Source organism: Pseudomonas sp. 8209 (genome assembly GCF_028682105.1).
In the GTDB taxonomy this organism is placed as follows: Bacteria; Pseudomonadota; Gammaproteobacteria; order Pseudomonadales; family Pseudomonadaceae; genus Aquipseudomonas; species Aquipseudomonas palmensis.
Genome location: NZ_JANIAH010000002.1, coordinates 423,117 through 448,658 on the forward strand (window position 1 = coordinate 423,117; position 25,542 = coordinate 448,658).

General features: G+C 66.7%; 23 protein-coding genes. 7 read left to right on the forward strand and 16 right to left on the reverse strand.

Annotated features, from left to right (window positions below):
• Positions 1-17: 17 nt before the first annotated feature.
• From NP552_RS05600 to NP552_RS05630, 7 genes are all read right to left on the reverse strand, one after another.
• Positions 18-1,031, reverse strand: a complete 1,014-nt coding sequence (locus NP552_RS05600) for a chemotaxis response regulator protein-glutamate methylesterase (protein ID WP_274096539.1) — start codon at positions 1,029-1,031, stop codon at positions 18-20.
• Complete coding sequence (locus NP552_RS05605) at positions 1,028-3,343, reverse strand: hybrid sensor histidine kinase/response regulator (protein ID WP_274096540.1); 2,316 nt, start codon at positions 3,341-3,343, stop codon at positions 1,028-1,030. Before NP552_RS05605 ends, NP552_RS05600 begins: the two co-directional genes overlap by 4 nt.
• Positions 3,340-4,008 carry a chemotaxis protein CheW gene (locus NP552_RS05610; protein ID WP_043863208.1) on the reverse strand — a complete coding sequence of 223 codons (669 nt, stop codon included), beginning with the start codon at positions 4,006-4,008 and terminating at the stop codon, positions 3,340-3,342. Before NP552_RS05610 ends, NP552_RS05605 begins: the two co-directional genes overlap by 4 nt.
• A complete protein-coding gene (locus NP552_RS05615) occupies positions 4,005-5,270 on the reverse strand; it encodes a CheR family methyltransferase (protein ID WP_274096541.1) in 1,266 nt (421 codons plus the stop codon). Before NP552_RS05615 ends, NP552_RS05610 begins: the two co-directional genes overlap by 4 nt.
• Entirely contained in the window at positions 5,267-5,782 is a 516-nt protein-coding gene (locus tag NP552_RS05620; protein WP_274096542.1) for a chemotaxis protein CheW, read from the reverse strand. The genes NP552_RS05615 and NP552_RS05620 overlap by 4 nt, the downstream gene beginning before the upstream one ends.
• Before the next feature lie 7 nt (positions 5,783-5,789).
• Complete coding sequence (locus tag NP552_RS05625; protein WP_043863205.1) at positions 5,790-7,412, reverse strand: methyl-accepting chemotaxis protein; 1,623 nt, start codon at positions 7,410-7,412, stop codon at positions 5,790-5,792.
• A gap of 136 nt (positions 7,413-7,548) precedes the next feature.
• Entirely contained in the window at positions 7,549-8,268 is a 720-nt protein-coding gene (locus tag NP552_RS05630) for a tellurite resistance TerB family protein (protein WP_054915019.1), read from the reverse strand.
• A 175-nt stretch (positions 8,269-8,443) separates the two neighbouring features.
• Here NP552_RS05630 and ydcS point away from each other — a divergent pair, with 175 nt between their 5' ends.
• The 5 genes from ydcS (at position 8,444) to NP552_RS05655 (ending at position 13,901) form a co-directional block, all read left to right on the forward strand.
• Complete coding sequence (gene ydcS / locus NP552_RS05635) at positions 8,444-9,595, forward strand: putative ABC transporter substrate-binding protein YdcS (protein WP_058541467.1); 1,152 nt, start codon at positions 8,444-8,446, stop codon at positions 9,593-9,595.
• Between the two features lie 110 nt (positions 9,596-9,705).
• Positions 9,706-10,746, forward strand: coding sequence for an ABC transporter ATP-binding protein (locus NP552_RS05640; protein ID WP_043863202.1), 1,041 nt, complete (start codon positions 9,706-9,708; stop codon positions 10,744-10,746).
• A gap of 1 nt (position 10,747) precedes the next feature.
• Positions 10,748-11,653, forward strand: coding sequence for an ABC transporter permease (locus NP552_RS05645; RefSeq protein ID WP_054915022.1), 906 nt, complete (start codon positions 10,748-10,750; stop codon positions 11,651-11,653).
• A complete protein-coding gene (locus NP552_RS05650; RefSeq protein ID WP_043863200.1) occupies positions 11,643-12,452 on the forward strand; it encodes an ABC transporter permease in 810 nt (269 codons plus the stop codon). The genes NP552_RS05645 and NP552_RS05650 overlap by 11 nt, the downstream gene beginning before the upstream one ends.
• A 24-nt stretch (positions 12,453-12,476) precedes the next feature.
• Positions 12,477-13,901 carry a gamma-aminobutyraldehyde dehydrogenase gene (locus tag NP552_RS05655; protein ID WP_058541466.1) on the forward strand — a complete coding sequence of 475 codons (1,425 nt, stop codon included), beginning with the start codon at positions 12,477-12,479 and terminating at the stop codon, positions 13,899-13,901.
• Positions 13,902-13,966: 65 nt separating this feature from the next.
• On the opposite strand, the gene NP552_RS05660 is transcribed toward NP552_RS05655, so the two are convergent.
• The 3 genes from NP552_RS05660 to NP552_RS05670 all read right to left on the reverse strand — a co-directional run bounded on the left by NP552_RS05660 (position 13,967) and on the right by NP552_RS05670 (position 17,478).
• Positions 13,967-15,073 (reverse strand): NADH:flavin oxidoreductase/NADH oxidase, encoded by a 1,107-nt coding sequence (locus NP552_RS05660; RefSeq protein ID WP_043863198.1) that lies wholly within the window; start codon positions 15,071-15,073, stop codon positions 13,967-13,969.
• Between the two features lie 107 nt (positions 15,074-15,180).
• Positions 15,181-16,890, reverse strand: coding sequence for a single-stranded-DNA-specific exonuclease RecJ (gene recJ / locus NP552_RS05665; protein WP_274096543.1), 1,710 nt, complete (start codon positions 16,888-16,890; stop codon positions 15,181-15,183).
• Positions 16,891-16,935: 45 nt separating this feature from the next.
• Positions 16,936-17,478 (reverse strand): YaeQ family protein, encoded by a 543-nt coding sequence (locus NP552_RS05670; protein ID WP_054915026.1) that lies wholly within the window; start codon positions 17,476-17,478, stop codon positions 16,936-16,938.
• Positions 17,479-17,631: 153 nt separating this feature from the next.
• Here NP552_RS05670 and NP552_RS05675 point away from each other — a divergent pair, with 153 nt between their 5' ends.
• Both NP552_RS05675 and NP552_RS05680 read left to right on the forward strand, forming a co-directional pair.
• Positions 17,632-18,831, forward strand: a complete 1,200-nt coding sequence (locus NP552_RS05675) for a CaiB/BaiF CoA transferase family protein (RefSeq protein WP_043863195.1) — start codon at positions 17,632-17,634, stop codon at positions 18,829-18,831.
• Between the two features lie 8 nt (positions 18,832-18,839).
• On the forward strand, positions 18,840-19,697 hold the full coding sequence (locus tag NP552_RS05680) for a TIGR02285 family protein (protein ID WP_274096544.1): 858 nt from the start codon (positions 18,840-18,842) through the stop codon (positions 19,695-19,697).
• 171 nt (positions 19,698-19,868) lie between these two features.
• Here NP552_RS05680 and NP552_RS05685 read toward each other — a convergent pair whose 3' ends face one another.
• From NP552_RS05685 to xerD, 6 genes are all read right to left on the reverse strand, one after another.
• Positions 19,869-20,156, reverse strand: a complete 288-nt coding sequence (locus tag NP552_RS05685) for a DUF3509 domain-containing protein (RefSeq protein ID WP_054915027.1) — start codon at positions 20,154-20,156, stop codon at positions 19,869-19,871.
• 117 nt (positions 20,157-20,273) lie between these two features.
• Positions 20,274-20,672, reverse strand: a complete 399-nt coding sequence (locus NP552_RS05690) for a response regulator (protein WP_052504291.1) — start codon at positions 20,670-20,672, stop codon at positions 20,274-20,276.
• 227 nt (positions 20,673-20,899) lie between these two features.
• Entirely contained in the window at positions 20,900-22,309 is a 1,410-nt protein-coding gene (gene thrC, locus NP552_RS05695) for a threonine synthase (RefSeq protein WP_054915029.1), read from the reverse strand.
• A gap of 27 nt (positions 22,310-22,336) precedes the next feature.
• The gene (locus NP552_RS05700; RefSeq protein ID WP_043863191.1) at positions 22,337-23,641 is read right to left on the reverse strand and encodes a homoserine dehydrogenase; all 1,305 of its coding nucleotides are present in this window, start codon (positions 23,639-23,641) and stop codon (positions 22,337-22,339) included.
• A gap of 81 nt (positions 23,642-23,722) precedes the next feature.
• Entirely contained in the window at positions 23,723-24,460 is a 738-nt protein-coding gene (gene dsbC / locus NP552_RS05705) for a bifunctional protein-disulfide isomerase/oxidoreductase DsbC (protein WP_043863190.1), read from the reverse strand.
• Positions 24,461-24,611: 151 nt separating this feature from the next.
• Positions 24,612-25,508, reverse strand: coding sequence for a site-specific tyrosine recombinase XerD (gene xerD / locus NP552_RS05710; RefSeq protein WP_043863189.1), 897 nt, complete (start codon positions 25,506-25,508; stop codon positions 24,612-24,614).
• Between the last annotated feature and the right edge of the window lie 34 nt (positions 25,509-25,542).

Genomic DNA, 25,542 nt, shown 5'->3' on the forward strand with positions numbered 1-25,542 from the left:
TGGTTCATTACACATCGTCATTTCGAAAAAATCTCCATCAGGCGCGGCGCAATGCGCTCCAGCGCACGTATCTCGACGGCGGCATCGATGGCCGCAGCCGCCTTGGGCATGCCGTAGACCGCACTGCTCTGCTGGTCCTGGGCGATGGTCAGAAAGCCCTGCTCGCGCATCAGCTTGAGCCCCTGTGCGCCATCGCGGCCCATGCCGGTCAGCAGTACGCCCACCGCATCGCCCTGCCAGAAGCGCGCCACGCTCTCGAAGAACACATCGATCGAAGGGCGGTAGATCGCGTTGACCGGTTCGGCGGTGTAGGCCAGGGTGCCGTCCTTCAACAGACGGATATGGTGGTTGGTGCCGGCCAGCAGCACCTGCCCGGGCTGGGGTGCTTCGCCCTCGCGGGCCAGGCGTACCGGCAGGCCGGAGGCGCTGCTCAGCCACTCGGCCATGCCGGCGGCGAACACCTGGTCGACGTGCTGGACCAGCACGATGGCCGCGTTGAAATCCTGCTCCAGGCTCTTGAGCAGCACCTCAAGCGCCGCCGGGCCACCGGCCGAGGAACCGATCGCCACCAGGCGCTGGCGTTGTGCGCCCTGGCGCTGCGGGGCTGCCACTGCCCGCACGCGGTTGCTGCCATGCTGGCCGATCAGCCAGCTGATGTTGAGGATCTTGCGCAACAGCGGCGCGGCCGCCTCACGCGGGTTGCCGGCGCCTACCGCCGGGGTGTCGACCACGTCCAGGGCGCCGTGGCCCATGGCCTCGAACACGCGGTGCACGTTCTGCTGGCGGTCGACCGTGACGATCACGATGGCGCAAGGGGTCCGGGCCATGATCTGGCGCGTGGCCTCCACACCGTCCATGACCGGCATGATCAGGTCCATCAGGATCAGGTCGGGGGTGTGCTCGGCGCAGCGCTGCACCGCCTCGGCGCCATTGCCGGCCACCCAGATCACCACGTGCTGCGGCTCGAACGCCAATGCCCGGCGCAGGGCTTCCACGGCCAGGGGCATGTCGTTGACGATGGCGATCTTCATCCCTGGGCTCCCCCGATAAGCTCCACCACGGCTTCCAGCAAGGCATCATCATGAAAACTGGCCTTGGCCAAATAGTAGTCGGCCCCGGCGTCCAGTCCACGACGACGATCTTCCTCGCGGTCCTTGTACGACACCACCATCACCGGCAACGACTGCAACCGGCTGTCGCGACGCAGCAAGGTGACCAGTTCGATGCCGTCCATGCGCGGCATGTCGATGTCGGTGATCAGCAGGTCGAAATCCTCGCTGCGCAAGGCGTTCCAGCCGTCCATGCCGTCCACCGCGACGGCCACTTCGTAACCGCGGTTGGTCAGCAGCTTGCGCTGCAACTCGCGCACGGTCAACGAGTCATCCACCACCAGCACGCGCTTGCGCGTCGCTTCGCGGGCGGCGCGCTGGCCGCGCTCGATACGTTCCAGGCGGCCGGTGCTGAGCAGCTTCTCGACCGAGCGCAGCAGGTCCTCGACGTCCACGATCAGCACCACCGAGCCGTCATCGAGCAGGGCCCCGGCCGAGATGTCCTGCACCTTGCCCAGCCGCGCGTCCAGCGGCATCACCACCAGCACGCGCTCGCCGATCAGACGCTCGACGGCCACGCCATACAGGGTGTCGCGCTCACGGATGACCACCACCTTGATGGCCTGTTCCGCCGCCTGGCTGGGCGGCCGGTTGAGCAACTGGGAGGCGGCCACCAGGCCGATGTGCCGGCCTTCATGCCAGAAATGCTGGCGCCCCTCGATCTGAACGATGGCCTCGGCGGGCAGGTCCAGGGTGCGTTCGATATGCGCCAGCGGGAAGGCGTAGGCCTCGCCCCCCACCTCGACCACCAGGCTGCGCACCACCGACAGGGTCAGCGGCACCTCCAGGTGAAAGCGGCTGCCCTGCCCGCTGTGCTGGCTGAGGTCGATGAAGCCGCGCAACTGGCGCACGCTGTGCTGCACCGCATCGAGCCCCACGCCGCGCCCGGAAACCTCGGTGACCTTGTCGCGCAGGCTGAACCCCGGCAGGAACAGGAACGTCAGCAGTTCGGCTTCGCTCATCTGCGCCACGGTGTCGGCCGGCGACAACTGGCGCTCGACGATGCTGTGGCGCAGGCGTTGCAGGTCGACGCCGCCACCGTCATCGCTCAGTTCCAGCACCAGCAGGCCGGCCTGGTGCGAGGCGCGCAGGCGGATCAGGCCCTCGGCCGGCTTGCCTGCCAGCAGGCGTTGCTCGGGCAGTTCGATACCGTGGTCCACGGCGTTGCGCAGAAGGTGGGTGAGCGGCGCCTCGAGTTTTTCCAGCACGTCACGGTCGACCTGGGTCTTTTCGCCCTCGATCTCCAGGCGCACCTGCTTGCCCAGCGACCGCCCCAGGTCGCGAACCATGCGGCTCTGCCCGTTGAGCACGTCGGCGAACGGGCGCATGCGGCAGGCCAGCGCGGTGTCGTACAGCAGTTGCGCGCGCTGGCTGGCCTGCCAGCCGAACTCGTCCAGGTCGGCGGCCTGCTGCTGCAGCATCTCGCGGGTTTCGCCGAGCAGGCGCTGGGCCTGCGCCAGCGCTTCCTGCACCTCCGGTCGCTGGCCGCCGGTGTCCAGCTCGGCCTTGAGCGTATCGAGGGCGCGAATGCTCTGGCCGTGCATGCGCTTGAGGCGCTGCAGGGTGGCCAGGTAGGGCTTCAGGCGCTGGGTTTCGACCAGCGACTTGCTGGACAGGTCGAGCAGGCTGTTCAGGCGCTCGGCCGTGACCCGCAGCACCCGCTCGCCGCCTTCGCCGCGCTTGCCCGGCGCAAGGGCCACGGGCTCGGCAGACGCCTCCGGTTGCGCGAGCGCCTCAGGCTCGGGCGCCGGGGGCACCGGCTGCGGCGCAGTCGGTGCGGGTTCAGGATTCTGCGTCGGCTCGGGCGCGTCGCCGATTGCCGGCCCCGTCGCCATCAGCGCACTGGCCGGATCGAGCAGCACGGCCATCTGCACCACGAAGGCCTGGACCGCCGCCTCGGTGGCCGCACCGCCCAGGGTGGCGATGCGCATCAGCAGGTCGGTGCCCTGCAGCAGCGCATCGATGTGCTCGGGGCGCAGGCGCAGGCGGCCTTCCTGGGCCTCGACCAGGCAGTCTTCCATCACGTGGGCGACGCTGACCCCGGCGTCGATCCCGACGATGCGCGCCGCGCCCTTGAGCGAGTGGGCGGCGCGCATGCAGGCTTCGAGCTGGTCACCCTGGGTAGGGTTGCGTTCCAGGGCCAGCAGGCCGGCGCTGAGCACCTGGGTCTGCGCCTCGGCCTCCAGGCTGAACAGCTCGAGCAGCGAAGCGTCGCGCATTTGCTCTGGGGTCATGACAGGCTCCGGTTCACGGCAGACAACAGCTGTTCTTCATCCAGCACCCGCACGCTGCGACCGCGCCATTGCAATACCGCTTCGGTGAAGCGTGCATCGGTGGCGGTGTCGCTGGCCGGCTGCCCGGGGTCGAGGGCATGGATACCGTCCACTTCGTCCACCGGCAGCACCACGGCGCCGCCGCTGGCACCCAGGATCAGCATGCGCGGCATGACCCGCGCCGACACCGCCACCGGGCTACCGGGCTCGAGCCCCAGCAGGTCGCCCAGCGACAGGCACGGCACCAGCGCACCGCGCACATTGGCCACCCCCTGCAGCACCCGCGAGCGCTGGTGCGGCAAGGAGTGCACCGGCTGCAGCGGCGCCACCTCGACCAGGCAGCGGGTCGCCAGGGCCAGCCATTCCTCGCCCAGGCGAAACAGCAACAGCGAGCGCCCGACACTCACCGGTGCCTGCACATGCGTCTGCGCATGGGCGTCCTGGGCCAGCGCATAGCGGTCCAGCAGGCGTGTGGCCGCTGCCGCGTACACCTGACAGTTGCGACAGTGAATATGCTCGGCCAGCAACGGGCAGCTCTTGTCGCCGTGCACACCGATACGGTTCCAGCAATCGTCGATGGCCTCGACCGTGGCGGCCATCACGCCCAGCTCTGCCTGGCCGCTCATCGTTCAGGCTCCCGCTCGCTGCGCTCTCGGCGCGCCGCACGCTCCTGCAGGCGCCGGGCGCCCACCTCATCGCCCTGGGACGCCAGCAGCGCCGCCAGGTGCGCCAGGGCCTCGGGGTGCTGGGGTTGCAGGTACAGCACCTTGCGGTAGTGGCTCATGGCCTGGGCCGCATCGCCGGCGGTATCGCTGAGCAGGCCCAGCCAGTAATACACCTGCGCATCCGGTGCATGCTGCTGCAGGTAGCGTTCGCAGGCCGCGCGTGCCTCGTCGCTGCGGCCCTCGTTGGCCAGCGTGGCGATCTGCGCCAGCAGCTGTTCGGCGCCGGGCTTGCCGGCGGCTGGGGGCGCAACCCGGGCAGGCTGCGGTGCCGGGGCTGGCGCACGGCGCGCCAACGGCGCAGGCGCCCGCCGTGGACTGGGTGCAGGCATCGGGGGCGGCGGCGAAAGCACTGGGGGCGGCTCCTGCGGGATATGCCGTACATAGGCGAACGACTGCGCGATACCCAGCGGGCGCATGCCCATGCGTGCCAGCAGGCTGCCTTCGGCCGGGCCGATGAACAGTACGCCGTCTTCATGGGTGAGGCTTTTCAGTACGTCGAACACTCGTTGCTGGGTGGGTACATCGAAATAGATCAGCAGGTTGCGGCAGAAGACGAAGTCGTAGCTGCCCCTGCGGGTGCGCAGCGCCGGGTCGAGCACGTTGCCCACCTGCAGCTCGACCTGCTGGCGAACCCGCTCGTCGAGGCGATGGCCCTGCTCCACCTCGCTGAAGTGGCGCTGGCGGAAGGCGATGTCACTGCCGCGAAAGGAGTTGCGGCCATACACCGCCTGTTCGGCGCGGGCGATCGAGTTGGGGCTGATGTCGATGCCGTCGACGCGAAACCCGGGGCCGGCAATACCGGCATCGAGCAGGGCCATGGCAATCGAATAGGGCTCTTCACCGGTCGAACACGGCAGGCTGAGCACCCGCAGCGGCCGGGTGCCATTGAGCTCGGCCAGGCGCCTGAGGGCAAGCCCGGCCAGCGCGCTGAACGACTCGGGATAACGGAAGAACCAGGTTTCAGGCACGATCACCGCTTCGATCAGCGCCTGCTGCTCCGGGGTCGACTGCTGCAGGCGCACCCAGTAATCGTCCAGGTCGCGGGCCTGCAGGGCAGCACAGCGCTGGCGCAGGGCCCGCTCGACCATCGGCGCGCCAACCGAGGCGACATCCAGGCCGATACGCTCCTGCAAAAACCGAAAGAACCGCTGCTCGTCGCTCATGGCTGCACCTCCACGGGCGCGTACAGCAAGGCGCGGGCCTGGTCGGTCAGCAGGTCCTGGACGCTGATGCGTTGCATCAGGCCCTGGGCATCTTCGCGCACCGGCCCCAGGTAGGGGGCCTGCTGGTTGTCGACGCCATAGGGGCGAAACTCGTCGGGGTGGCAACGCAGGGTGTCGCTGGCCTGCTGCAGGATCAGGCCCAGCAACTGCGGCTCGGCCTGCGCCTGGCCCCGGTAGTGCACCAGCACCAGCCGGGTGCTGGTACGCAGCGGCGCCGGGGTGCCGAACCCCAGGTCGCCCACGTCGATCACCGGTACCAGCGCACCGCGATGCGCCAGCACCCCCGCCACCCAGCGCGGGGTGTGGGCGATGGGCTTGAGTGGCAGGCGCGGCAGCACCTCCACTACCTCATGGGTGTCCAGGGCAAAGCGCTGCTCGCCGATACGAAATACCAGGAACAGGCTCCCTGGCGTAGGCACCGAAGTGTCGCGGCGTGACTGAAGGTCGCTCATCGGGGCTTCAGACTTTGAACCGCGACACACCACCACGAAGGCCGACCGCTACCTGGCTCAGCTCGTCGATGGCGAAACTGGCCTGGCGCAGCGACTCCACGGTCTGGCTGCTGGCATCGCCCAGCTGCGCCAGTGCATGGTTGATCTGCTCGGCACCGGTGGCCTGGGCCTGCATGCCTTCGTTGACCATCAGCACCCGTGGCGCCAGCGCCTGCACCTGGTGGATGATCTGGGTCAGTTGCTCGCCCACCTGCTGCACCTCGGCCATGCCGCGACGCACTTCCTCGGAAAACTTGTCCATGCCCATCACCCCGGCCGACACCGCCGACTGGATCTCGCGCACCATCTGTTCGATATCGTAGGTGGCCACGGCGGTCTGGTCGGCCAGGCGGCGCACTTCGGTGGCCACCACGGCAAAGCCGCGGCCATATTCGCCGGCCTTCTCGGCCTCGATGGCGGCGTTGAGCGACAGCAGGTTGGTCTGGTCGGCGACCTTGACGATGGTGACCACCACCTGGTTGATGTTGCCGGCCTTCTCGTTGAGGATCGCCAGCTTGTTGTTGACCAGGTCGGCCGCGCCCATCACCTGGTGCATGGTCTCTTCCATGCGCGCCAGGCCCTGCTGGCCGGAGCCGGCCAGTACCGAGGCCTGGTCGGCGGCGCTGGTGACCTCGGTCATGGTGCGCACCAGGTCCCGGGAGGTGGCGGCGATTTCCCGCGAGGTGGCACCGATTTCGGTGGTGGTGGCGGCCGTTTCGGTGGCGGTGGCCTGCTGCTGCTTGGAGGTGGCGGCAATCTCGGTCACCGAGGTGGTGACCTGCACCGACGAGCGCTGGGCCTGGGACACCAGCGTGGTCAGCTCGCTCATCATTTCGTTGAAGCCGGTTTCCACCGCCCCGAATTCATCCTTGCGGTCAAGGCTCAGGCGCACGCTGAGGTCACCGCCGCGCAGCTTGTCCAGCGCCCGCACGATCAGTTGCATGGGGCCGGTGATGGCGCGCATCAGCATCAGGCCGCAGATGCCGGCTGCAATGATCGCCAGCACCAGCGAGATCATCATGCTGACCTTGGCCGTGGTCACCGCGCTGACGATGGCACCGGTGGCCTGCTCGGCCGACACACGGTTGCCTTCGATCACCGTGTTCAGGTGCTTGCGGCCCTCGTTCCAGGCCGGGGTCATGCTGTCCTGCAGCAGGCGCTGGGCCTCGGCGTAGTTCTTCTGCCGGTAGGCCTCCAGCACGCTGTCGAGCAGCTTCAGGTAGCCCTGCTCCAGGCGCACGAACTCCTCGTAGCTGGACTGGTCTTCGGAGGACTGGATGGTCTTCTGGTAATCGGCCATGTTCTGCTTGAGGCGATCCTCGAAGCTCTTGTACAGCTCGGCGTCGGCATTGGTCAGCTCGCGGTGGTTGCTCAGGCCGAGCAACTGCTGGGTGTTGACGTAGCTGTCGACCCAGGCGCTGCGGATCATCGAGCTGTAGTACACGCCAGGGATGCTGTCCGAACGCACCGCCTCCTCACTGGACTCGATCGCCACCAGGCGCGAGTAGGCAGCGACCACCATCAACAGCATGATGGCAATGATCATGGCGAAGCTCGCCAGGATGCGTTGGCGCAATGTCCAGTTCTTCACAGTCAGCCCTCAAGGATTCTACGCGAGCAGAAAAATGCGCAGATTATAGCCCACGCACCTTATCTGCACGCGCTCTGGATCAAGACGGCTCGGGCAAAATGGCCTGCGCGATGGCCATATGCCCGCATTTGCTGACTCAGGCCTGGCGAACCTGTTTTTCCAGCTCGGCCTTGAGGGCCGGGTCGAGCTTGAGCTGCTTGGCCAGCTCGTCGAGGTAGGCGCGCTCCATGAAGTGTTCCTCGTCCACCAGCATGACGCTGGCGATGTACATCTCGGCCGCCATTTCCGGCGTTGTGGCAGCGCGGGCGACGTCGGCCGGGTCCAGCGGTCGGTTGAGTTCGGCATGCAGCCACTGTTGCAGCTCGTGGTCGTTGTCGAGCTTTACGAACTCGCCTTCGATCAGCGCCTTTTCGCGCTCGTCGACATGCCCGTCGGCCTTGGCCGCAGCCACCAGCGCCTTGAGGATGGCCTGGCTGTGCAATTCGACCTGGGCGGCTGGCAGGCGATCGAGGGTCTGTGGTTCGCGCTGCGGCGCACTGCCCTGCTGGGCCTGCCAGTTGCCGTAGGCCTTGTAGGCCAGCACACCGAGGGCGGCCAGGCCACCATAGGTGAGCGCCTTGCCCCCCAGGCTGCGCGCCTTCTTGTTGCCCAGCAGCAAGCCCATCGCGCCCGCCGCCAGCGCACCACCGCCGGCACCGGAGAGCAGCCCGCCCAGGCCACCGCCACCGGCGCCGCCGAGCAACCCACCCAGCCCGCCACTGCCCCCTGGCTTGGCGCTGGCACCTTTGCCGGCCTGGTTCTGCAGCAGCTCCTGGCCGGACTTTAGCAACTGGTCGAGCAAACCTCGGGTGTTCATCTGGACGTCCTCAAACAGGAAATGAAACGCCAGAGTAAAGCCTGACCTGCGTCGTCACGCTGCGCATTTGCTTCTGGATGTTGCATTCGCGGGAACGCACTACGCTAGTAGGGAATGCACCGCTGCAGCACCGTCATCACTGCCCCTGCACAATTCCAATAAAAGAGGGAACATCATGCTTGTGCACACCACCGCATTGCTTGGCGCCCTGGGCGCCGGGATCCTCGCCAGCGCCAGCCTGCAGGCCGCCGAGCCGCTCAAGGCCGTGGGTGCCGGCGAAGGGCAACTGGACATCGTGGCCTGGCCCGGCTACATCGAGCGCGGCGAGAGCGACAAGGCCTACGACTGGGTCAGCGGTTTCGAGCAGGACACCGGCTGCAAGGTGAGCGTCAAGACTGCCGCCACCTCCGACGAGATGGTCAGCCTGATGACCAAGGGCGGCTACGACCTGGTGACCGCGTCGGGCGATGCCTCGCTGCGCCTGATTGCCGGCAAGCGTGTGCAGGCGATCAACACCGACCTGATCCCCAACTGGAAGCACCTCGACCCGCGCCTGAAGGACGGCCCCTGGTACGTGGTCGACGCCAAGGTCTACGGCACGCCGTACCAGTGGGGGCCGAACGTGCTGCTGTACAACACCGAGGTGTTCAAGCAGGCGCCCACCAGCTGGGGCGTGGTGTTCGAGCCGCAGGACCTGCCGGACGGCAAGCCGAACAAGGGCCGTGTGCAGGCCTATGACGGACCGATCTACATCGCCGATGCGGCGCTGTACCTGAAGACGGCCAAGCCGGAACTGGGCATCGACAACCCCTACGAGCTCAACGAAACCCAGTACAAGGCGGTGCTCGACCTGTTGCGCCAGCAACGCCCCCTGATTCACCGCTACTGGCATGACGCAACCGTGCAGATGAGCGACGTCAAGAACGAAGGCGTGGCGGCTTCCAGCTCCTGGGGCTACATGGTCAACGGGCTCAAGGCCGACAAGCAGCCGGTGGCCTCGACCATCCCCAGGGAAGGCGCCACCGGGTGGGCCGATACCACCATGCTGCACGCCGAGGCCAAGCACCCCAATTGCGCCTACAAATGGATGGACTGGTCGCTGCAGCCCAAGGTGCAGGGCGACGTGGCGGCGTGGTTCGGCTCGTTGCCGGTGGTGCCGGCGGCGTGTTCGGGCAGCGAACTACTGGGGGCCGACGGGTGCAAGACCAACGGTTTCGACCTGTTCGACAAGATCGCGTTCTGGCGCACGCCGCAGGCGCAAGGGGGCAAGTTCGTGCCCTATAGCCGCTGGACCCAGGACTACATCGCGATCATGGGCGGCCGTTAGGGCCTCTTCGCCGTCAAGGCCGGCCCCTGCAGGCGACTCGCACACCTGAAGGGGCCGGCCTTGACGGCAAAGCGAGCGCACCGCCCTCGCAGAACCGTGGAGTACCCCGCATGCCCCCAGCCGTACAGTTCACCCAAGTGTCCCGCCTGTTCGGCGAGGTCAAGGCCGTCGACCGGGTCTGCATCGACATCGAAGACGGCGAGTTCTTCTCCATGCTCGGCCCTTCGGGCTCGGGCAAGACCACCTGCCTGCGCCTGATCGCCGGGTTCGAACAACCCAGCCACGGCTCGATTCGCATCCACGGCGTGGAAGCCGCCGGCCTGCCGCCCTACCAGCGCGACGTCAACACGGTCTTCCAGGACTACGCGCTGTTCCCGCACATGAACGTGCGCGACAACGTGGCCTACGGGCTCAAGGTCAAGGGCGTGGCCAAGGCCCAGCGCCATGCCCGTGCCGAAGAGGCCCTGGGCATGGTGGCCCTGGCCGGCTACGGCGAGCGCAAGCCGGTGCAGTTGTCCGGCGGGCAGCGCCAGCGCGTGGCCCTGGCCCGCGCGCTGGTCAATCGTCCCCGGGTACTGCTGCTGGACGAGCCCCTCGGCGCGCTGGACCTCAAGCTGCGCGAGCAGATGCAGGGCGAGCTGAAGAAGCTCCAGCGCCAGCTGGGCATCACCTTCATTTTCGTCACCCACGACCAGACCGAGGCGCTGTCGATGTCCGACCGCGTTGCGGTATTCAACCGCGGGCGCATCGAACAGGTCGACACGCCGCGCAACCTCTACATGCAACCGGCCACCCCCTTCGTTGCCGAGTTCGTCGGCACCTCCAACGTGCTGCGCGGCGAGCTGGCCCAACACCTGGTGGCCAGCCCGCAGCCGTTCTCGATCCGCCCGGAACACATTCGCCTGAGCGCGTCGGCCATCCCGGGCGACGTCCTCCAGCTCAGCGGCGTGCTGCACGATATCCAGTACCAGGGCAGCACCACCCGCTACGAACTGCAGCTGGACAACGGCCAGTTGCTGGCGGTGAGCCAGGCCAACAGCCAGTGGCATGCCGACGCCGCCCCCTGGCAGCCCGGCCAGCGCCTGCACGCCCACTGGCCGCGCGAGGCCATGACCGCGCTGCGCGAAACCGTGCTCGACGAGGGCCGCTGAGATGATGCGGCGCCTGGCCACCTTGCTCTACCGTCGCCCCAACCTGTACCTGGCGATGCTGTTGATACCGCCGCTGATCTGGTTCGGCGCGATCTACCTGGGCTCGCTGCTGGCGCTGCTGTGGCAAGGTTTCTACACCTTCGACGACTTCACCATGGCGGTGACGCCCGAGCTGACCCTGGCCAACTTTGCCGCGCTGCTGCAGCCATCCAACTTCGACATCATCCTGCGTACCCTGGGCATGGCGGTGGCGGTGTCGATCGCCAGCGCGGTGCTGGCGTTTCCCATCGCCTACTACATGGCCCGCTACACCCGCGGCAGCACCAAGGCGTTCTTCTACATCGCGGTGATGATGCCGATGTGGGCCAGCTACATCGTCAAGGCCTATGCCTGGACCCTGCTGCTGGCCAAGGGCGGGGTGGCACAGTGGTTCGTCCAGCAGCTGAACCTGGAGCCACTGCTGCAATGGCTGCTCGGCATTCCCGGGGTGGGCGGCAGCACCCTGTCGACCTCGCACCTGGGGCGCTTTATGGTGTTCGTGTACATCTGGCTGCCGTTCATGATCCTGCCGATCCAGGCCGCGCTGGAGCGCCTGCCGCCCTCGCTGCTGCACGCCTCGGCCGACCTTGGCGCACGCCCGCGCCAGACGTTCGTGCAGGTGACCCTGCCGCTGGCGGTGCCGGGCATCGCCGCCGGCTCCATTTTCACCTTCTCGCTGACCCTGGGCGATTTCATCGTGCCGCAGCTGGTGGGCCCGCCCGGCTACTTCATCGGCAGCATGGTGTACGCCCAGCAAGGCGCCATCGGCAACATGCCGATGGCCGCCGCCTTCACCCTGGTACCGATCATGCTGATCGCCGTGTACCTGACCCTCGTCAAACGCCTGGGAGCCTTCGATGCACTCTGACAACGCCTCGCCGGGGCTGCGCCTGGCCGCCTGGGGCGGGCTGCTGTTCCTGCACTTTCCGATCCTGATCATCGTGCTGTACGCCTTCAATACCGAAGACGCGGCCTTCAGCTTTCCGCCCCGGGGCCTGACCCTCAAGTGGTTCGGCGTGGCGTTTTCGCGCCCCGACGTGCTCGAGTCGATCAAGCTGTCGCTGCAGGTGGCGTGCCTGGCCACGCTGATCGCCCTGGTGCTTGGCACCCTGGCCGCCGCGGCCCTGTACCGGCGCAGCTTCTTCGGCAAGGAGAGCCTGTCGCTGATGCTGATCCTGCCCATCGCCCTGCCCGGCATCATCACCGGCATCGCCCTGCTGTCGGCGTTCAAGACCCTGGGCATCGAGCCCGGGATCTTCACCATCGTGGTGGGCCACGCCACCTTCTGCGTGGTGATCGTCTACAACAACGTCATCGCGCGTCTGCGGCGCACCTCGCAGAACCAGATCGAGGCGTCGATGGACCTGGGCGCCGACGGCTGGCAGACCTTTCGCTACATCGTGCTGCCCAATCTGGGGTCGGCGCTGCTGGCGGGCGGCATGCTGGCGTTCGCGCTGTCGTTCGACGAAATCATCGTGACCACCTTCACCGCCGGCCACGAACGCACCCTGCCGATCTGGCTGCTCAACCAGCTCAGCCGCCCGCGCGACGTGCCGGTGACCAACGTGGTGGCCATGCTGGTGATGTTGGTGACCATGCTGCCGATTCTGGGCGCCTACTACCTGACCCGTGGCGCCGAGAACGTGACCGGCAGCGACGGCAAATGACCTGAACCAGGAGGATCGAACACCATGCAAACCCGACTGCTGATCAACGGCCAGCTCGTCGCCGGCGAAGGCCCGGCCCACAGCGTGCTCAACCCCGCGCTGGGCAGCGTACTGGTGGACATCAACGAGGCCAGCGAAGCGCAGGTGGATGCGGCGGTGCGCGCCGCCGACCATGCCTTCGACGGCTGGTCGCAGACCGCACCGAAAGACCGCGCCGCACTGCTGCTAAAGCTGGCCGACCTGATAGACGCCCATGCCGGGGAGCTGGCCAGGCTGGAATCGGACAACTGCGGCAAGCCCTACCCGGCCGCGCTGAACGACGAACTGCCGGCAATCGCCGACGTGTTCCGCTTCTTTGCCGGGGCCAGCCGCTGTCTGGGCGGCTCGGCGGCGGGCGAGTACCTGGCGGGGCACACTTCGATGGTGCGCCGCGACCCGCTGGGTGTGGTGGCGTCCATAGCACCGTGGAACTACCCGCTGATGATGCTGGCATGGAAGATCGCCCCGGCCCTGGCGGCCGGCAACACCGTGGTGCTCAAGCCTTCGGAACAGACCCCGCTGACCGCCCTGCGCCTGGGCGAACTGGCGGCCGAGCTGTTTCCGGCCGGGGTGCTCAACATCCTGTTCGGCAAGGGCCAGAGCGTAGGTATGCCCCTGGTCACCCACCCCAAGGTGCGCATGGTGTCGTTGACCGGCTCGATCGCCACCGGCAGCCAGATCATCACCGGCACCGCCGACAGCGTGAAACGCCTGCACATGGAACTGGGCGGCAAGGCCCCGGTGATCATCTTCGACGATGCCGACATCGACGCTGCAGTGGAAGGCATTCGCACCTTCGGCTTCTACAATGCCGGGCAGGACTGCACCGCGGCCTGCCGGATCTATGCCCAGGCCGGCATCTACGACACGTTCGTGAACAAGCTCGGCGAGGCGGTGGCCAGCCTCCGGCACGGGTTGCAGGACGACCCGGACACCGAACTCGGGCCGCTGATCAGTGCCGCACACCGCGACCGGGTGGCAGCGCTGGTGGAGCGCGCCGTGGCCCAGCCGCATATTCGCCTGGTCACCGGCGGCAAGGCGGTGGCGGGCGACGGGTTCTTCTTCGAGCCGACGGTGCTGGCCGACGCCCAGCAGGATGACGAGATCGTGCGCCGCGAGGTATTCGGGCCGGTGGTGTCGGTGACCCGCTTCGAAGACGAAGCGCAGGCGCTGGCCTGGGCCAACGATTCGGACTACGGCCTGGCCTCGTCACTGTGGACCGCCGATGTCGGCCGCGCCCACCGGGTGTCCGCCCGGTTGCAGTACGGCTGCACCTGGGTCAACACGCACTTCATGCTGGTCAGCGAAATGCCCCACGGCGGGCAGAAGCTGTCGGGCTACGGCAAGGACATGTCGATGTATGGGCTGGAGGACTACACCTGCGTGCGGCATGTGATGTTCAGGCATTGAGGCCCACGGCGCAGGCAGGCGTTACCTGCGCAGGAGGGCCGCTCGGCGGCCCTTTGGCATAGCCTTCAGTCGCGCAGGTCGGACTCGTGGATCGGCTGGTCGCGGTGGGTCGCACGCTGGTACTGCGCCGGCCATATGGCCTTCTGCCCGCCCAGGTCATCGTCGGCATGCAGCGGCCAGTACGGATCGCGCAGCAGCTCGCGGGCCAGCAGGATGATGTCGGCCTGGCCGGTGCGCAGAATGTGCTCGGCCTGGGCCGGCTCGGTGATCATGCCCACCGTGCCGGTGGCGATCCCCGATTCCTTGCGCACCCGCTCGGCAAAGCGTGTCTGATAGCCAGGCCCGGTGGGAATCTCGGCATTCATCGAGGTGCCCCCCGACGAAACGTCGATCAGGTCGGCGCCCAGGGCCTTGAGGCGCTTGGCCAGTTCGACGGTTTCATCCGGGTTCCAGCCATCCTCCACCCAGTCGGTGGCCGATACCCGCACGAACAGCGGCAACTCCGACGGCCACACCTCGCGCACCGCCTCGGTCACCTGCAGGGTCAGGCGAATGCGGTTCTCGAACGAGCTGCCGTACTGGTCGCGACGCTGGTTGCTCAATGGCGAGAGAAACTGGTGCAGCAGGTAGCCATGGGCGGCATGCACCTCCACGACCTTGAAGCCGGCCACCAGTGCACGCCGGGCGGCCTCGACAAAGGCCTGGATCACCTCGTGGATCTGCCCTTCGCTCAATTCGGTGGGCGCCGTGTGCTGCGGGTCGAAGGCGATTTTCGACGGCCCCACCGGCACCCAGCCACCGTCCTCGGGCTTGACGCTGCCGTGCTTGCCCAGCCACGGCCGATGCGTGCTGGCCTTGCGCCCGGCGTGCGCCAGCTGAATGCCGGGCACCACGCCCTGGGCTGTGATGAAGCGGGTGATGCGTTGCAGGGGGGCGATCTGTTCGTCGCACCACAGGCCCAGGTCCTGGGCGGTGATGCGGCCCTCGGCCGTGACGGCGGTGGCTTCGGTGAAGATCAACCCGGCACCGCCGACCGCGCGGCTGCCCAGGTGGACCAGGTGCCAGTCGTTGGCCAGGCCGTCGACGCTCGAATACTGGCACATCGGCGAGACCGCAATGCGGTTGGGCAGCGTCAGTTGACGCAGGGTATAGGGCTCAAGCAGCAGGCTCATGGGGCACCTCTCCAGTCTCCGAATGGTGGACCGGACCGAGCGCCTTGGCTTCCCCGCGGCTCAGTGCCGGTCTCTGAGAGACTAGACCAGTTTGCCCACCCAGGGGTTCAGCGCGGCTCGATGTGGGCGATCATCAACTGCACCGTCTCGTTGCCGCGAAACTCGTTGACGTCCAGCTTGTAGGCCAGCTCCACCCAGCGCACGGTGGGGTTGGGCCATACCTCGCGGTCGATGCCGAAGGCGATGCCGTCGAGGGTCACCGAACCGCATTCGCTCTTGAGCACCACCTTCAGGTGACGCTCGCCCACCACCCGCTGCTGCACCAGCTGGAACACGCCATGAAACAGCGGCTCGGGAAAATGCTGCCCCCACGGCCCGGCGTTGCGCAGGGCGCGGGCCAGCTCCAGGTGGAACTCCTCGACCGCCAGGCTGCCGTCGGACAGCAGCCGGCCGGTGAGGTCGTCCTCCTGCAACTGGCGGCGGACTTCTTCGTCGAACGCCTGGGCGAACGCCGGGAAGTTCTCGGCCGGCAGCGACAGCCCCGCCGCCATGGCGTGCCCGCCGAACTTGCTGATCAGCTCCGGGTTGGCCGCCGCCACGGCGTCCAGCGCATCGCGAATGTGAAAGCCCGGCACCGAGCGCGCAGAGCCCTTGAGCATGCCTTCGCCGGCGTCGGCAAAGGCGATGGTCGGGCGGTGATAACGTTCTTTCAGACGCGAGGCCAGAATGCCGATCACGCCCTGGTGCCAGTCAGCCTCGTACAGGCACAGGCCGAACGGCATCGACTCCAGCGGCAGGTCCTTGAGCTGGGCCAGCGCCTCGCGCTGCATGCCCTGTTCGATGGACTTGCGGTCCTGGTTCAGTTCGTCCAGCTGCACCGCCATCTCGCGGGCCAGGCTCGGGTCGTCGCTGAGCAGGCATTCGATGCCCAGGCTCATGTCGTCCAGGCGCCCGGCAGCATTGAGCCGCGGGCCCAGGATGAAGCCCAGGTCGGTGGAGGTGATGCGCGCCGCTTCGCGCCGGGCCACCTCGAGAATCGCCTTGAGCCCCGGGCGCGCACGACCGGCACGGATGCGCTCCAGGCCCTGGTGCACGAGGATGCGGTTGTTGGCATCCAGCGGTACCACGTCGGCCACGCTGCCCAGCGCCACCAGGTCGAGCAGCTCGCCGATGTTCGGCTGCGGGCGGTCGTCGTAGCGGCCCAGGCTGCGCAGGCGCGCACGCAGCGCCATCAATACGTAGAAGATCACCCCGACCCCGGCCAGTGCCTTGCTCGGAAACTCGCAGCCCGGCTGGTTGGGGTTGACGATGGCATCGGCCGCCGGCAGCGCATGGCCCGGCAAGTGGTGGTCGGTGACCAGCACCTTCAGGCCGGCCGCCTTGGCCGCCGCCACGCCTTCGACGCTGGAGATGCCGTTGTCCACGGTGATCAGCAGCTGCGGCGTGCGCTGCAGTGCCACCTCGACGATTTCCGGGGTCAGCCCGTAACCGTATTCGAAACGGTTGGGCACCAGGTAGTCGACGTGCGCGGCGCCCAGCAGGCGCAGGCCCAGCACGCCCACGGTGCTGGCCGTGGCACCGTCGGCGTCGAAGTCGCCGACGATCAGGATGCGCTGGCGCTGGTCCAGTGCCTCCACCAGCAGGTTTACCGCCGCGTCGATACCCTTGAGCTGCTGATAGGGCAGCAGGCGTGCCAGGCTCTTGTCCAGCTCGACGGCGCTCTGTACGCCACGGGCGGCGTACAGGCGGGTCAGCAGGGGCGGCAGGTCGCCAAGAAACGGCAGGGTGGACGGCAGTGAACGCGGTTCGATACGCATGGAGTGATCAAGGCTTCTCTGGTTTGAAAAAGGTCGGCGGGCGGATCAGCCGCGCTCGCCCAGCAGCCATTGCAGCTGGACTTCGTGCTGGCCGCGGTCGTCGGTGACGAACACCGTGCCTTCGCTGATCATCACATCCCACTTGATGGCGCGTGGCATGTCCTTGGCCAGGACCTCCAGCACCTCTTGCGGCACGGCGGCGATGTTGAGGTTCTTCAGGTTCTTGACCGCCGGGATCACCTTGGTTTCCCATACCCGCAGGCTGCCGTAGGCCAGCAGGCTGGTGCGCTCGGTGCGGCGCGAGCACCAGGTCAGGCGGTCGGCATCGGGCTGGCCGACTTCGATCCAGTGCAGCACCCGGTCATCCAGGCTTTTTTCCCACAGCGCCGGCTCGTCGACGTCCGACAGGCCGCGACCGAACGACAGCTGCTCGTTGTACCAGAGGGCATAGGCCAGCAGGCGCACGGCCATGCGCTCTTCGGTTTCCGAAGGGTGGCGGGCGATGGTCTGCTTGACGCTTTCGTACACGCCGCGGTCGAGATCGGTGAGGTTCAGTTCAAACTTGTAGGTGGTGGACGGCTGGGCCATGGACGGGCTTCTGGTAACAGGAAAAGTCGCCCAGTCTAACCGATGCGCTGGCAATCAACGAACCGAACCGTACAATCTGCGGCCAACAGCAGTATCTGCCGCTGCCGCCCTGTGATAAAAACTAGCGCTCTGCCCTGCTGCCACGGAAGCCCCATGTCGTTGCCCACCAAACCGCTTGCCGGCCTCAAAGTCATCGAACTCGGCACCCTGATCGCCGGCCCCTTCGCCTCGCGCATCTGCGCCGAATTCGGCGCCCAGGTGGTCAAGGTCGAATCGCCCGATGGCGGCGACCCGCTGCGCAAATGGCGCAAGCTGTACGAGGGCACCTCGCTGTGGTGGTTCGTGCAGGCGCGCAACAAGCAGTCGCTCACGCTCAACCTCAAGCACCCCGAAGGCCTGGCCATTCTCAAGCAGCTGCTGGGCGAGGCCGACATCCTGATCGAGAACTTCCGCCCCGGCGTGCTGGAAAAGCTCGGCCTGGGCTGGGAGGTACTGCACGCGCTGAACCCGAAGCTGGTGATGGTACGCCTGTCCGGCTTCGGCCAGACCGGGCCGATGAAGGACCAGCCCGGCTTCGGCGCGGTCGGCGAGTCGATGGGCGGGCTGCGCTACATCACAGGTTTCGAGGACCGCCCGCCGGTACGCACCGGCATTTCCATCGGCGACTCGATTGCCGCGCTGTGGGGCGTGATCGGGGCACTGATGGCGCTGCGTCATCGCGAGGTCAACGGGGGCCAGGGCCAGGTGGTCGACGTGGCCCTGTACGAGGCCATCTTCGCGATGATGGAGAGCATGGTGCCGGAGTTCGACGTGTTCGGCTTCATCCGCGAGCGCACCGGCAACATCATGCCGGGCATCACCCCCTCCTCCATCCATACCAGCGCCGATGGCAAGCATGTGCAGATCGGCGCCAATGGCGATGCGATCTTCAAGCGCTTCATGCAGGCCATCGGGCGCGACGACCTGGCCGCCGACCCGGCGCTGGCCAGCAATGACGGGCGCGACCTGCGCCGCGACGAGCTGTATGCAGTGATCGACCGCTGGGCCCGCAGCGTGCCGCTGGACACCCTGATGCAGGTGCTCAACCAGGCCCAGGTGCCGGCCAGCCGCATCTACTCGGCCGAAGACATGTTCAGCGACCCGCAGTTTCTCGCCCGCGAGATGTTCCTCCAGGCCAGGCTGCCCGACGGCAAGCCGTTCAAGATGCCGGGCATCGTGCCCAAGCTGTCGGACACCCCAGGCTCCAGTGAGTGGGTGGGGCCGGCGCTGGGCGAGCACACCGCGCAGTTGCTGGGCGAGCTGGGCTATGACGCGGCGCAGATCGCCCATCTTCGCGAACAGGGCGCGGTCTGAGTCGCGCCATGTGCTGCACCCTGCACGGCGCACTGCTGGCTGTGCTGCTGAGCCTGCTGCCTGCCTCGAGCTGGGCCAAGGAAACCCTCACCTGGCTGTTGCGCGACCTGCCACCGCTGACCGTGTTCGAGGGCCCCAAAACCGGCCAGGGCGCCATGGACCAGCTGCTGCCGCTGCTCATCGCGCAGATGCCCGAGTACCAGCACAGCATCGTGCGGGTCAACCGCGCGCGCGGCATGCAGATGCTCCAGGAACCCTCCTTCACCTGCGACCCCACGCTGCTGCGAACCCCGGAGCGCGAGCGCTTCGTGAAGTTCTCGATACCGGCGCTGGCTGCGCAGAGCAACATGGTGATTGCCCGCCAGAGCGACCAGGCAAGCCTTGCGCCGTACCTGCACGATGGCGAAATCGACCTGGACGCCCTGCTGGCAAGCAACACGCACAAGCTCGGTGTCGTCGGCCAGCGCAGCTACAGCCCCGCCGTGGACGCGATACTGGCCAACGCCCCGCCCGCCACCATCAGCCGCCATTACGGCAACGATGCGGTGGGCAGCCTGCTGCAGATGCAGCAGCTGGGGCGCCTGAACCTGCTGCTGGCCTACTGGCCGGAAGTGCGCTACATGAACGAAAAGCAGCCGCAGCCCCAGGCCCTGACGTACTTCCCGATCAAGGGCGTGGCGCGCTACCAGCTGACCTACGTGGGTTGCTCCGACACCCCGCTGGGCCGCGAGGCCATCAGCCACCTCGACCAGTTGCTGCGCAACCTGCGCCTGCAGACCCTGGCGCCGCTGTATGCACAATGGCTAGAGCCCGACCAGCGCAAGACCTACCTCGATGCGGCGCGCGAGCTGCTGAGCCAGCACTGACCCCGGCACGCGCTTTTACGCAGGCAAAAAGAAACCCCGAGCGGTGGGGAGGCCGTCGGGGTTAAACGAGGGCTGCTTGGAGCCTCGCACGAACAGCCTGGCGGCATCGGAGCAAAATGCCGTTCAACTGTTCTTAAGCTGTCTGAGTACCTGTCTGGACAAAGGTTCCCGTCACGCCGCAACGATTTGCGCGCGGCCCTGGCGGGCATGTTTGAGGGCTGCGATCACGCAGGGTTGCAGGCGTCCTTCGTGGATGCGCAGGTCACGTTGGATACCGTCCACCAGGTCGATGAGCAGGCGCTGGTCATGCAGCTGGCTGGCCTTGACACTGCGCTGCAGCACGGTGTCGCCGGCAGGGTCGACCAGCTGCAGGTCGAAGTCGGCACTGGCATGCCGGGAGGTCAGCGTGACCTGATAGGGCGTCAATGCTTCACTTAGCAACAAGCTGATATTGTCCATCCATTCACCGTTCACGTTGTTGTTGAAGGGGGTCTTTCACTGACCCTCGGCACAGGCTGAAAGTTCTGCCGCGGCGCGCTGCACGTTCATCGAGCATGCCCGGTGCACATGACAGATTCATGCCACGGGCCCGGCCTCCGGGTGTTGCAGCAGCAACGGGTGCAACTGGCTGGGGCTGGCTGGCGCGGGGGTGCTGCCCAGCACCCGCAGGCCCGACAGCTCGATCAGTTCGACAACCCCCTGGAGCACGCTGCGCCTGGCGCCACTGAGGACAATCAGGGCACTGGCGAGGCCGTGCAGCGCCAGGTGCTCGATGAAGCCCATGCCATCGTGCTCGGGCGACAGCGGGTCACAGATGACGATATCCACCGGCCCCCGTCGTTCGAGCACACCGTGCGCCTGGAGGGTCGTTTCAGCCACGCGCACGTCGTAGATGCCCAGGCCATTGAGCATCTGGTGCAGGTTCATCAGCCGGTAGGCATGGGGCTCCAGAAGCAGAACCTTGAGTGAGCGCATGGGCGACTCCGGATTGGACGGGCGCCCACTCTAGGAAAGCCCGCGCGGGCGTCCCATAGGAAAAATCCGAAACCAGGGGGCGGCAACGTCCTCCTGTCGCCACGGTATCGACGCGTCGCGTCGGTTCGCCAGCAAGCCAGGTTCCTGCCGTGGCATGGCGGGCCGCGCAACAAAAAGCCCCGGGGCTTGCGCACCGGGGCCTGGTTCAACGCTGCATACCGCTGCCGTCAGAGCGGCTTGCCACGGTTGCCGTGCTGGCTGACGAAGGCCTGCACCGCTTTCAGGTCGTTGGGCAGTACCGTGCATTTCTCCTCGCGGGAGAACAGGTCGGTCAGGTGCGCCGGCAGCTCCAGGGCCTTGCCCACGCCCGCCTTCTCCACCGCCTCGGGGAACTTGACCGGGTGCGCGGTACCCAGCACCACCATCGGCGTGTCCAGGCTGCGACGGCACTCGCGGCCGGCCTTGACGCCAATCGCGGTGTGCGGGTCGAGCACTTCGCCGGTTTGCGCGAACACGTCGGCGATGGTCTCGCAGGTTTGCGCATCATCCACCGCCAGCGAATCGAACAGCTTGCGCGCCTCGGTCCAGCGGTCTTGCTCGACGCTGAAGCCGCCACCCTGCTTGAAGGTGTCCATCAGGCCGGCAATCTCGGCGCCGTTGCGACCGTGCAGGTCGAACAGCAGGCGCTCGAAGTTCGACGACACCATGATGTCCATCGACGGCGACAGGGTGGCGTGCAGGGTTTCCTTGACGTACTGGTTGCCGCTCATGAAGCGGTGCAGGATGTCGTTGCGGTTGGTTGCCACGATCAGCTGGCTGATCGGCAGGCCCATGTTGCGCGCCAGGTAGCCGGCGAAGATGTCGCCGAAGTTGCCGGTAGGCACCGAGAACGCCACCGAACGCGCCGGGCCACCCAACTGCAGGGCGGCGTGGAAGTAGTACACGATCTGGGCCATGATCCGCGCCCAGTTGATCGAGTTCACGGCCACCAGGCGGGTGCCCTTGAGGAAGCCCTGGTCGGCGAAGCTGGCCTTGACCATCTCCTGGCAGTCGTCGAAGTTGCCTTCGATGGCGATGTTGTGGATGTTCTCGCCGAAGATGGTGGTCATCTGGCGGCGCTGAACTTCCGACACACGCTGGTGCGGGTGCAGGATGAAGATGTCGACGTTGTCGCAACGCCGGCAGCCTTCGATGGCAGCCGAACCGGTGTCACCGCTGGTGGCACCGATGATCACCACGCGCTCGCCGCGCTTTGCCAGCACGTGATCGAGCAGGCGGCCGAGCAGTTGCAGGGCGAAGTCCTTGAACGCCAGGGTCGGGCCGTGGAACAGCTCCAGTACCCACTCGTTGCTGTTCAGCTGACGCAGCGGGGCAACCGCGGCGTGAGCGAACTCGCCGTAGGTTTCTTCGAGGATCTTCTTGAAGTCGGCATCGGCAATGGAGCCGGTGACGAACGGGCGCATCACCCGGAAGGCCAGCTCGTGGTACGGCAGGCCGGCCCACGAGGCGATTTCTTCCTGGGTGAAGCGCGGCAGGTTTTCCGGCACGTACAGGCCGCCATCGCTGGCCAGGCCGGCCAGCAGGACATCTTCAAAATTCAGGGCCGGTGCCTTGCCGCGGGTACTGATGTAACGCATGACCTATTCCTCTAACTCAAAGACGGCTCAGTTCAGTTGTTCGACGCGGATGCGCACAACGCTGCCAACCACATCCTGCAGGGCTTCCAGGGCGGTGATCGCGTCGTCCATGCGCTGCTCGAGCACGCTGTGGGTGAGCAGGATCATCGGCACCAGGCCATCGTGCTCCTCGACTTCCTTCTGCATGATCGACTCGATATTGATGCCGCGCTCGGACAGGATGCTCGCCACCTGGGCCAGCACGCCCGGACGATCCTTGGCCTGGATGCGCAGGTAGTAGGCGCTCTCGCAGGCTTCGATCGGCAGGATCGGGTGAGCCGACAGCGAGTCGGGCTGGAAAGCCAGGTGCGGCACGCGGTTTTCCGGGTCGCTGGTCATGGCACGGACCACGTCGACCAGGTCGGCGATCACCGACGAGGCGGTCGGTTCCATGCCGGCGCCGGCGCCGTAGAACAGGGTGGAGCCTGCGGCGTCACCGTTGACCATCACCGCGTTCATCACGCCGTTGACATTGGCGATCAGGCGGTCGGCCGGAATCAGCGTCGGGTGCACGCGCAGTTCGATGCCATTGGCCGTGCTGCGGGCCACCCCCAGGTGCTTGATGCGGTAGCCCAGCGCTTCGGCGTAGTTCACGTCGGCCGTGGTCAGCTGGGTGATACCTTCGGTGTAGGCCTTGTCGAACTGCAGCGGGATACCGAAAGCGATGGACGCCAGGATGGTGAGCTTGTGCGCGGCGTCGATGCCCTCGACGTCGAACGTCGGGTCGGCCTCGGCATAGCCCAGCGCCTGGGCTTCGGCCAGCACGTCGGGGAAGGTGCGGCCCTTCTCGCGCATTTCGGTGAGGATGAAGTTGCCGGTGCCGTTGATGATACCGGCCACCCAGTTGATGCGGTTGGCCGACAGGCCTTCGCGGATCGCCTTGATCACCGGGATGCCGCCGGCCACGGCCGCTTCGAAGGCGACGATGACGCCCTTCTCGCGCGCCCTGGCGAAGATTTCGTTGCCGTGCACGGCAATCAGCGCCTTGTTGGCGGTGACCACGTGCTTGCCGTTCTCGATGGCCTTGAGCACCAGCTCGCGGGCAATGGTGTAGCCGCCAATCAGTTCAATGACGATATCGATCTCGGGGTTGCTCGCGACCTCGAACACATCAGCGGTAATGGGGGTACCGGTAATCTGGCAGTTCGGGTTTGGCGTACGCATGGCGATTTGTGCCACTTCGATTCCACGCCCGGCGCGGCGGGCAATCTCCTCGGCGTTACGCTGAAGTACATTGAAGGTACCGCCACCGACGGTCCCCAACCCACAGATGCCTACTTTGACCGGTTTCACTGTGAACTCCCCATTGAACGACCGGCCATGCGCCGGTCGAAAAAACAGCCGTCTCCCCATGGTGACGGCTCACTGATTGAATTACTTGCTTGCGGTCAATGCCAGCTTGGCCACTTGCGGCGCCGGCTGATAACCCGGGATCACCTGACCGTCCTCGAGCACGATGGCCGGTGTGCCGTTGACGCCGATCGACTGCCCCATCTGGAACTGCTTGCTGACCGGGTTCTCGCACTTGGCGGCCTTGATTTCCTTGCCGTCGACCATCTTGTCCATGGCCGCCTTGCGGTCGGTGGAACACCATACCGCCTGCAGCTGCTGGTCACCCGACGAGCCCAGGCCCTGACGCGGGAAGGCCACGTAGCGCACCTCGATGCCGCGCTTGTTCAGCTCGGGCACTTCGGCATGCAGCTTGTGGCAGTACGGGCAGGTGGTGTCGGTGAACACGGTGATGTGCGACTTGGTTTCGCCCTTGGCAGGGTAAACCACCATTTCGGAAGCCGGAATCGCATTGATGGTCTTGGCGATGGCCACGCGCTCGGCCTTTTCGGTCAGGTTGACCGGCTTGCCGTCCTGGATCTGGAACAGATAGCCCTGTACCAGGAACTGGCCGTCGGCGCTGGCGTACAGCACACGGCCGCCCTTGAGCTTGACCTCGTACAGGCCGTTGACCGGGCTGGCAGCGATGCTGTCGACCGGTATTTCCGACTCCAGCGACTGCAGCGACTTGCGAATCGCCTGCTCGGCATCGTTGGCCGCAGCCACGGCGAAGGAACTGGCCAGCGCCAGGGCGGCGGCGGCTAAAATCTGGGTCACGCGCATGAAAACTCCTGAAGGCGGACAGGGGGCCGAAAGCGGAACAGGCGTACCGAAAAACGGCCGCGATCCAGGGCCCGGGTGTAAACCGCGAAAGCGTACCACATTCGCCGCCCTGCATTGACTGCTGGCGACGCATGCAATGTGCGATCAGCGCTCAGCCGCGCGGGTGATGACGGGCATGCAGTTCCTGCAGGCGGGCGCGGGCCACATGGGTGTAGATCTGGGTGGTCGACAGGTCGCTGTGGCCCAGCAGCATCTGCACCACGCGCAGGTCGGCGCCGTGGTTGAGCAGGTGGGTGGCGAAGGCATGGCGCAGGGTGTGCGGCGACAGCGCCTTGCCGATCCCGGCCACCTGGGCCTGGTGCTTGATGCGGTGCCAGAAGGTCTGGCGGGTCATCTGCTCGCCACGCTGGCTGGGGAACAGGACATCGCTGGGGCGGCCGTTGAGCAGTTCGACGCGGCCGTCGCGCAGGTAACGTTCTACCCACACCACCGCCTCCTCCCCCATCGGCACCAGGCGCTCCTTGCTGCCCTTGCCCATCACCCGCAGCACGCCCTGGCGCAGGTTGACCTGATCGAGGGTCAGGCTCACCAGCTCGGTGACGCGCAGCCCGCAGGCATACAGCACCTCGAGCATGGCACGGTCACGCTGGCCGATGGCCTCGCCAAGGTCGGGAGCCTTCAACAGGGCCTCCACATCGGCCTCGGACAGCGACTTGGGCAACGGCTTGCCCAGTTGCGGCATGTCGACCTGCAGGGTCGGGTCGAGGGCGATCAGCTTCTCGCGCAGCAGGTAGCGATAGAAGCCACGCGCGCCCGACAGGAACCGCGCCGTGGAACGGGGCTTGTAGCCCTGGTCGAGGCGCCATGCCAAGTGGTCCAGGATCAGCTCGCGACCAGCATCGGGCAACACCATGCCACGTTCCTGAAGCCAGCCGTTGAACAGGGCCAGGTCGCTGCGGTAGGACGCTCGGGTGTTGTCGGAAAGCCCCTTCTCCAGCCACAGGGCGTCGAGGAACTGGTCGATCAGCGGGTGGTCGATGGCGGGCATGAAGACTCGGTGGTAGGCCGTAAAAATACCGCTA

Excerpts from the sequence above, each read along its gene's own strand:
- NP552_RS05600 (WP_274096539.1), bottom strand. The coding sequence starts at position 1,031 with ATGAAGATCGCCATCGTCAACGACATGCCCCTGGCCGTGGAAGCCCTG.
- NP552_RS05605 (WP_274096540.1), bottom strand. The coding sequence starts at position 3,343 with ATGACCCCAGAGCAAATGCGCGACGCTTCGCTGCTCGAGCTGTTCAGC.
- NP552_RS05610 (WP_043863208.1), bottom strand. The coding sequence starts at position 4,008 with ATGAGCGGCCAGGCAGAGCTGGGCGTGATGGCCGCCACGGTCGAGGCC.
- NP552_RS05615 (WP_274096541.1), bottom strand. The coding sequence starts at position 5,270 with ATGAGCGACGAGCAGCGGTTCTTTCGGTTTTTGCAGGAGCGTATCGGC.
- NP552_RS05620 (WP_274096542.1), bottom strand. The coding sequence starts at position 5,782 with ATGAGCGACCTTCAGTCACGCCGCGACACTTCGGTGCCTACGCCAGGG.
- NP552_RS05630 (WP_054915019.1), bottom strand. The coding sequence starts at position 8,268 with ATGAACACCCGAGGTTTGCTCGACCAGTTGCTAAAGTCCGGCCAGGAG.
- ydcS (WP_058541467.1), top strand. The coding sequence starts at position 8,444 with ATGCTTGTGCACACCACCGCATTGCTTGGCGCCCTGGGCGCCGGGATC.
- NP552_RS05640 (WP_043863202.1), top strand. The coding sequence starts at position 9,706 with ATGCCCCCAGCCGTACAGTTCACCCAAGTGTCCCGCCTGTTCGGCGAG.
- NP552_RS05645 (WP_054915022.1), top strand. The coding sequence starts at position 10,748 with ATGATGCGGCGCCTGGCCACCTTGCTCTACCGTCGCCCCAACCTGTAC.
- NP552_RS05650 (WP_043863200.1), top strand. The coding sequence starts at position 11,643 with ATGCACTCTGACAACGCCTCGCCGGGGCTGCGCCTGGCCGCCTGGGGC.
- NP552_RS05655 (WP_058541466.1), top strand. The coding sequence starts at position 12,477 with ATGCAAACCCGACTGCTGATCAACGGCCAGCTCGTCGCCGGCGAAGGC.
- NP552_RS05660 (WP_043863198.1), bottom strand. The coding sequence starts at position 15,073 with ATGAGCCTGCTGCTTGAGCCCTATACCCTGCGTCAACTGACGCTGCCC.
- recJ (WP_274096543.1), bottom strand. The coding sequence starts at position 16,890 with ATGCGTATCGAACCGCGTTCACTGCCGTCCACCCTGCCGTTTCTTGGC.
- NP552_RS05670 (WP_054915026.1), bottom strand. The coding sequence starts at position 17,478 with ATGGCCCAGCCGTCCACCACCTACAAGTTTGAACTGAACCTCACCGAT.
- NP552_RS05675 (WP_043863195.1), top strand. The coding sequence starts at position 17,632 with ATGTCGTTGCCCACCAAACCGCTTGCCGGCCTCAAAGTCATCGAACTC.
- NP552_RS05680 (WP_274096544.1), top strand. The coding sequence starts at position 18,840 with ATGTGCTGCACCCTGCACGGCGCACTGCTGGCTGTGCTGCTGAGCCTG.
- NP552_RS05685 (WP_054915027.1), bottom strand. The coding sequence starts at position 20,156 with ATGGACAATATCAGCTTGTTGCTAAGTGAAGCATTGACGCCCTATCAG.
- NP552_RS05690 (WP_052504291.1), bottom strand. The coding sequence starts at position 20,672 with ATGCGCTCACTCAAGGTTCTGCTTCTGGAGCCCCATGCCTACCGGCTG.
- thrC (WP_054915029.1), bottom strand. The coding sequence starts at position 22,309 with ATGCGTTACATCAGTACCCGCGGCAAGGCACCGGCCCTGAATTTTGAA.
- dsbC (WP_043863190.1), bottom strand. The coding sequence starts at position 24,460 with ATGCGCGTGACCCAGATTTTAGCCGCCGCCGCCCTGGCGCTGGCCAGT.
- xerD (WP_043863189.1), bottom strand. The coding sequence starts at position 25,508 with ATGCCCGCCATCGACCACCCGCTGATCGACCAGTTCCTCGACGCCCTG.